Here is a 6689-nt window from a genome sequence, read left to right as displayed (position 1 = left end):
TCGCGATGCGGAGCTGGTTGCGGCCGAGCTTGCGGTACGGCTCGGTGTCCACGATGCCGTTGGCGCGCAGCACCTTGGCGATCGCGGCCGCGTCATGCCCTCCAGCCACTTCCTCCATTCCGGGGCGCGCACCGCGGGCCCGGCCGTCAACGACTGCCCCGCCCAGGAGGCGACGGGCCGGATTCCGTGCAGCGCGTTCACCACCCACACCTCACGGCCGTCCAGTTCCGCGAGGGTCCGTTCGCGGTGGGCGACCCGGACGCCCGCCTGCCGCGCCCGCTCCTGGACGAGTCCGACGGTGACGCCGGCCAGGACGGGCAGCTGCGGTGGCGGCAGACACAGGACGTCGTCCTCCCACCACACCAGACTCGCGGTCGCGGTCTCCAGCACCAGCCCGGTGGGGGTGACCAGCACGGCCTCGTCCGCACCGTGCGCGGCGGCCCGGTCGCGCAACCGGGCCAGCACGGCGAGGTCGGGACCCTTGCGGCGCGGGATGGTGCGGGGATCGGTCTGGCCCGTCGCCCAGACCCTCACCTCCGTCCCGAGCGACGGAGCGCGCCGCAGAAGCAGCCGCAACCGGCGGGCGTCCTGGGAGAGTTCCACTCGTGGGAACCATTCACCGGAGCGGGGCAGCGCCGCCGTCACGTCCTGCCAGAACTCGACGAGCCGGCGCAGAGGCGGTCCGTCGCAGTTCCCGCAGGCACGCAGGAAGCGTTCGCGGTGGCGCTCGTGACCGCGCATGTGTCCGTCGCGCAGCAGCCAGGAGTCGGCGGCGAGCAGTCGCCCCCCGGCCGTCGGACCGGGCCTGAGTCCGCCGGCCGGGTCCCAGGTCAACAGGCCTTCGGCGATGGTCGGTTGTGTCATCCGTACGCCTTCCTCGGGGTGTCCGTCCGACGACTGCCGGCGCGCCGTGGCACCGGTCACCACGCTCCCTGGCGGACGAGGTGGCGGCGGAGCTTTCCGGTGGGGGTGCGGGGCAGTGAGGGGACGAAGCTGACGCTGTGGGGGACCTTGGAGGCGGTGAGCCGGTCACGGGCCAGACAGATGAGCTCGGCCTCCAGTCCGACGGGGATCGGCGTGACCGGGACGACGAACGCCCGCAGTCTGCCGACGCCCCGCAGGTCGGTGACGGCGGCGACGGCGGCCTCCCGGACCGCCGGATGTGTGCGCAGCAGCCCCTCCACCTCCAGTGGCGAGACCGTGAGGCCGCCGACCGTCTCCATGTCGTCGGCGCGGCCCAGGTGCCGGAAGGTCCCGTCGGGTTCGCGGCGGGCCCGGTCGCGGGTGGCCAGCCAGCCGCCGCAAAGGGTGCGCTCGGACTCCTGCGGCCGGTTGAGGTAACCGGGCGTCACCGTCGGTCCGCGGACCCACAGTTCGCCCTCCTCGCCGTCGGGTACGGGACGGCCCGAGCGGTCACGCAGCTCGACCTCGAAGCCGGGGACGGGCCTGCCGACCGTGCCGGGGTGGTTGTGCGGGAAGCTGTTGGCGCAGAAGGCGTACCCGGCCTCGGTCGAGCCGATCTGCTCCAGGACGGGCGCGCCCAACAGTTCGGTGATCCGGCGGCCGAGATCGGCGGGCATGCCCTCGACCGCCGAGATCGCGGCCCTGACGGACGCGAAGCACGCCTCGTGCCCGTCGGCCCGCTCCGCCAGCAGGGCCGCGTAGGCGGAGGGCACGGAGTAGAGCAGGGTCACCCGGTGCCGTACGACGAGGTCGTCGACGGCGGCAGGGGTCGGGCGGCGGCCGGCCAGGACGGCGGAGGAGCCGGAGAAGAGGGGGAAGACGAAGGTGTTTGCGAAGCCGTAGGCGAAGAACAGCCTGGAGACCGAGAGGGCCACGTCGTCCGGGGCGACGCGCAGCAGCCGTCTGCCGACGAGGTCGTGGTACGTGCGCGGATCGCCGTGGCGGTGCACGACTCCCTTGGGCCGGCCGGTCGTTCCGGAGGTGTACTGGATGTACAGGGGGTCGTGGGCGTCGACCTGGTGGGCGCCGGTCATGGGCTGGGCGGCCCGGGTGAGCCCGGCCAGCCGGTCGGCGCCGAGGCGGCCGCGGCGCCGGAAGCGGTCGTCGAGGCCCGGACCGGTCACGCACAGCCCGGCCTCGGTGTCGTCGGCCATGAACTCCAGCTCCGGTGGCGTGAGTTCGGGGTTGACCGGGACGGCCACGGCGCCGAGGCGGGCGGTGGCGAGGAAGGCCGTGACCCAGGCGATGGAATCGGGCAGCGCGAGCAGCACCCGGTCGCCGGGGCCGACTCCCCGTCCGGCCAGCACGGTCGCCGCGCGGGCCGCGAGGTCGTGCACCTCGCCGTGGGTCCAGGAGGTGTGCCCCTGGTGGAAGGCGGGCCGGCCGGTCCACCCGCGCCGTTCGGCGAGGTCGGCCAGATGGGCGGCGAGGTTGCCGGGCGCGCCGGTGCCTGCCGGGCTCAGGGTGGGCTGCGGTGCCGTCATCGGGTCGGCTCCTGTTCGGTGGCCGGGACCGAGCTGTGTTCCCGGTGGGCGCGTATCGGCGCGGCGGCCTTGAGCAGCATCTCGTCGTACTCGGCGGCGGGTTCGGAGTCCAGGACGATCGCACCGCCGGTCCCCAGCCGCATCCGGCCGCCGGTGAACACGGCGGTACGGTTGACGATGCCGAGGTCGGCACCGCCGCCGCAGCCGAAGTAGCCGAGGGCGCCGGAATAGACCCCGCGCGCCTCGGTCTCCAGCCGGTCGGCGATCTCCATGGTGCGCAGCTTGGGAGCGCCGGTCATGGAACCGCCGGGGAAGCAGGCGCGTACGCAGTCCATGGCGGCGGTACCCTCGCGCAACCGTCCCTCGACGGTGGAGACCAGCTGGTGCACGGTGGTGTACGTCTCGGTGGCCATGAGCCGTGGGACCCGGACCGATCCCGTCTCGCACACGCGGCCGAGGTCGCTGCGGAGCACGTCGACGATCATCAGGTTCTCGGCGCGGGTCTTCTCGTCCGTGGCCAGCGCGTCCCGCAGCAGTTCGTCCTCCTCCGGGGTGGCGCCGCGCGCGGCGGTGCCCTTGACCGGCTTGGCCTGGACGGTGCCGTCCCGGGTGATCCGCAGGAAGCGCTCGGGCGAGCAGCCTGCCACGTCGAGGTCACCGAAGCGCAGGAAGGCCGCGTACGGGGCCGGGTCGACGCGTCGCAGCACCCGGTAGTAGTCGTACGGGTCGTACGGTGCCGGCAGCCGGGCGGAGTTGGTGAGGCAGACCTCGTAGCTGGTGCCCGCCCGCAGTTCGCGTCGGCAGGCCTCGATGTCCGCGAGGTAGGTCGCGCGGTCGCGCACCAGCCACGGCTCGGCGGCCCGGGGGTAGGGCGTGGCCCGTTCGGGTTCGTCCCGCAAGTCCGAGATCACGAAGGTCAGCTGGGCGAGGGTCCGGTCGATCCAGTCCGCGGCCTCCCGTGCGGCCTGCGGGGTGTCCTCGGAGACGCAGACGGCGTAGGTGACCTCCTCCTCGTGGTCCACGACGACCAGCCGGTCGGCGAACAGCCAGCAGGCATCCGGGGTTTGGGCCTTGTGGCGGTTCGGGGAACCACAGTCGGCCTTCGTCTCGTAGCCGAAGTAGCCCACGTAGCCGCCGGTGAAGTCGAAGGGCAGTCCTTCGGCGTCGACCCGGCGGGTGGCCAACTGGCGCTTGAGGTAGTCGAAGACGCTCGCCCGGACCTTGCGCGGCGGGCGACCCGGCCGTACGACCTCGCAGACGCCGGCGTCGACGTCGTACCGCACGAACTCACTGAGCGGTCCCGACCCGTCTCCTAAGAAGGAGAAGCGGGAGCGGCCCTCCTCCACGAGGGAGCTGTCCAGCCAGAAGGCGCGTGGCGCGTCGGCGTGCAGGCGGGCGAAGGCCGCCTCCGCGTCGACGGCGGTGGCGATGCTGCGGTGGTGCAGCCGGTAGGTGGGGACGACGGACCGGCGGGGGCGGGGGATGGCCGCGGCGGTCGGGGTGATCGTGGTGTTCTTGGTACGGGTCCTGCGGGTGCGCTCCGCGGTGAGGTTGCGGAAGTTCATCAGCAGGCGCTGGCCGTGGTCGGTGAGGACCGACTCGGGGTGGAACTGGACGCCCCACAGGGGCCGGGTGCGGTGGCGCAGGCCCATGAGGACCCCGTCCTCGGCCCAGGCGACGGCCTCCAGGGTGTCGGGCAGCGGCTCGGCGACGGCCAGCGAGTGGTAGCGGACGGCGGTGAAGTCCTGCGGCAGCCCGTGGAACAGGCCCCGGCCGTCGTGCCGTACCGACGTCAGGTGCCCGTGCCGCGGCTCCGGCGCGGGTCCCACCAGCGCCCCCTCCCCCAGCGCGATGCCCTGGTGGCCGAGGCAGACGCCGAGCACGGGGACCCGGGCCTCGGCGATCACCCGGGCGGCGATGCCGAAGTCGCGCGGCTCGGCGGGGTGTCCCGGTCCCGGCGACACCACGATGTTGTCGAACGCGCCCGGGTCGGGGAGTTCGCCAACGGGGGTGTCGTTGAGGACGACCACCGGCTCCTCGCCGTTCACTTCGGCGATCAGCTGGAACAGGCTGTACGTGTACGAGTCGTAATTGTCGATGAGCAAGGTCTTCACCCGCTCACCTCCCTTGCGTCGTTCTCGGGCCCAGGCGATCCGGCGTTTGTCTCGGGCCGCCCACTGGGCCCACGCGAGGGAGTTCTCCCGGCACCCGCGCTCACGCCGTCGAATACGCAGGACCACCGCGGCACGTTCAAGCATTCGACGAAAGGCCAGGTCCGGCCGCTCGAGCCGCTCGAACAAACGGTCCCGCCGGACAGCGCCGCCGGCGGTGGGCCGACGGCGGCGAAAGGGCTCGGGGCGCGGGTTCGAGGCTCAGACGAGATGGGCGAAGACCACCAGGTTCTCGGTGTAGTCCTGGGCCGACCGGTCGTAGTCCCCGGCGCAGGTGATGAGCCGGGCCTCGGCCCGTGGTGTGTCCGCGTACACCTGATGGCTGGGGAAGTCGTCCTTCGCGTAGGTCTGGGCGCTGTCGACCACGAAGGTCGCCTTCTTCCCGTCGGCCCGCAGGACGGAGAAGTGGTCCCCGGGCTCCAGCTCGTCGAGGCCGGCGAAGACGGCCGCCGAGGTGGTGGTGTCGACGTGTCCCGCGATGATGGCGGTGCCCGTCTCTCCCGGGGAGGCTCCCTTGGCGTACCAGCCGACGAGGTTCGTGTCGCCGGCGGGCGGGGGCTGGAGTTGGCCCGTCGGACCGATGACGAGGGACGTGAAGGGGGCGTCCACGTCGATCTTCGGGATGAGCAGGCGTGTCGGCTCGGAGCGGGGCAGGTGTTTCCCGGCCGGGTGCACGGTGGGCGAGGCTCCACCGGCACGTGAGACGTCGGACGCCCTTCCGTGGCCGCCCAGCACGCTCACGGCCAGGAGAAGGATCGCGACGACCCACATCGCCGTGCGCCCGCCGGAGCGTGCGCCCGGTTCGCCCTGGCCGGGCTTCGCGGACGACGGAGAAGCTGCCATCGGACTCCACCTCACTCGGACACGGCAGCACAGTGGTCGAAGGGGAAGCCGGCCGCCGGCACGGCGCGTGCGGCGGCGGCCTCGGGCCCCTGGTACGTCAGACGCGTCTCACGACGCCGACCCGGCGGCGTGCTTGCGGCGCAGCGCGTACAGGCCGGTGGCACCGACGGCCAGTACGGCCAGCCCGCCCGTGGTGACACCGCCCGGCGTGGCGAGCCCGCCGCCTCCGGTGTGCATGCCGCCGCTGGGCTTGTCGGTGTCGTCGTCCCACGAGTCCTTGCCGCGGCCGCTGTCCGAGTCCGAGCCCTTGTCGTGGTCGCTGTCCGAGTCCTTGTCCTTGTAGGTCTCGGGGTCGTACTTGCTGTTGTCGCCGCTGTCCGAGCTCCAGTCGTCGCTGGTCAGCGCGGTGAGCGCACCGCCACCCGTGTGCATTCCACCGCGCGGCTCGTCGTGGCTGCTGTCGTTGCCGTCCTCCTTGCTGTGAGAATCGCCGTGGCCCTTGCCGTGGGAGGAGTCGTCTCCCTTGCCGTGGGAGGAGTCGTCCTCCTGGCTGTAGGAGGAGTCGTCATGGCTTTCGTCACCTCCCGAGGCATGAGCGCCGGGAGTGGCGATCGCGAGGGCGGGGGCCGGGGCCGCCGAAGCCAGGATCATGCGGGCAGAACGCATCTGGGAGTCCTTCCGCCGTGGCCGGGCAGCCAATACTCCATCAGCTGGGATCACCCGGCCCCGACATGAACCACCGTCAAACAGGGCTTCGGCGCGCACCATCCGGACGGCCCAGCCGGGTTACCAGAACACCCCGGCCAGCCCCATCGGCGCCGGGATCCGGGACGCGGGCGGAGGCAGGAACGCGGACTGACCGAACCTCGTGGCCCGGGGTCGCGCGGCGCCCGGGCGGCCCCCCCCAGTCCCGGGGCCGGGGGGGGCGCCCCCACCCGGCCCCCCCCCCCGCCCCCCCGGGCCCCCCCTCTTCGTGTGTCCGGGGATCAGAACGGACGCCTGGCGATTGCCGGTCAACCCCGGCGGGCGAACACCTCCCGGAGCCTGTGTCCCATCACCGCGCTCTTCTCGTCACCCACCTCGACGCCGAAATTCGCGGCGAGGTATGCGCGCGTCCTCTCGGCCCGCGCCTCCGCGATCGCTGCCAACCGGTCCCGCACCTCGGCCGGGACCCGGATCATCGCATCGCTCATACGCGGAGTATGAGCCCGGGCGCGCCCCCGCGGGC

Annotated in this window: 5 protein-coding genes and 1 pseudogene; all 6 read right to left on the bottom strand. The window is 72.9% G+C overall.

What is annotated here, in order from left to right; translation table 11 throughout:
* Window positions 1–84: 84 nt before the first annotated feature.
* Window positions 85–864: pseudogene (locus ACFW2E_RS38365) on the bottom strand (aminotransferase class IV); the annotation flags it as partial.
* A 56-nt stretch (window positions 865–920) separates the two neighbouring features.
* Window positions 921–2447: an AMP-binding protein gene (locus tag ACFW2E_RS38360; RefSeq protein WP_384474129.1), complete on the bottom strand. Its 1527-nt coding sequence runs from the start codon at window positions 2445–2447 to the stop codon at window positions 921–923.
* Window positions 2444–4561, bottom strand: a complete 2118-nt coding sequence (gene pabB, locus ACFW2E_RS38355; RefSeq protein WP_384474126.1) for an aminodeoxychorismate synthase component I — start codon at window positions 4559–4561, stop codon at window positions 2444–2446. Before pabB ends, ACFW2E_RS38360 begins: the two co-directional genes overlap by 4 nt.
* 258 nt (window positions 4562–4819) lie before the next feature.
* On the bottom strand, window positions 4820–5461 hold the full coding sequence (locus ACFW2E_RS38350) for a class F sortase (protein WP_384474123.1): 642 nt from the start codon (window positions 5459–5461) through the stop codon (window positions 4820–4822).
* Between the two features lie 108 nt (window positions 5462–5569).
* The gene (locus ACFW2E_RS38345) at window positions 5570–6127 is read right to left on the bottom strand and encodes a hypothetical protein (RefSeq protein WP_384474120.1); all 558 of its coding nucleotides are present in this window, start codon (window positions 6125–6127) and stop codon (window positions 5570–5572) included.
* 347 nt (window positions 6128–6474) lie between these two features.
* Window positions 6475–6654: a hypothetical protein gene (locus ACFW2E_RS38340; protein WP_384474118.1), complete on the bottom strand. Its 180-nt coding sequence runs from the start codon at window positions 6652–6654 to the stop codon at window positions 6475–6477.
* Window positions 6655–6689 lie beyond the last annotated feature (35 nt).

Source organism: Streptomyces sp. NPDC058964 (genome assembly GCF_042741275.1).
Classification (GTDB): domain Bacteria; phylum Actinomycetota; class Actinomycetes; order Streptomycetales; family Streptomycetaceae; genus Streptomyces.
This window is presented reverse-complemented; position numbering and strand designations above follow the sequence as displayed.

What these genes read in the sequence shown, in the direction of transcription:
- ACFW2E_RS38360 (WP_384474129.1), bottom strand. Translation starts at nt 2,447, where the DNA reads ATGACGGCACCGCAGCCCACCCTGAGCCCGGCAGGCACCGGCGCGCCC.
- ACFW2E_RS38350 (WP_384474123.1), bottom strand. Translation starts at nt 5,461, where the DNA reads ATGGCAGCTTCTCCGTCGTCCGCGAAGCCCGGCCAGGGCGAACCGGGC.
- ACFW2E_RS38345 (WP_384474120.1), bottom strand. Translation starts at nt 6,127, where the DNA reads ATGCGTTCTGCCCGCATGATCCTGGCTTCGGCGGCCCCGGCCCCCGCC.
- ACFW2E_RS38340 (WP_384474118.1), bottom strand. Translation starts at nt 6,654, where the DNA reads ATGAGCGATGCGATGATCCGGGTCCCGGCCGAGGTGCGGGACCGGTTG.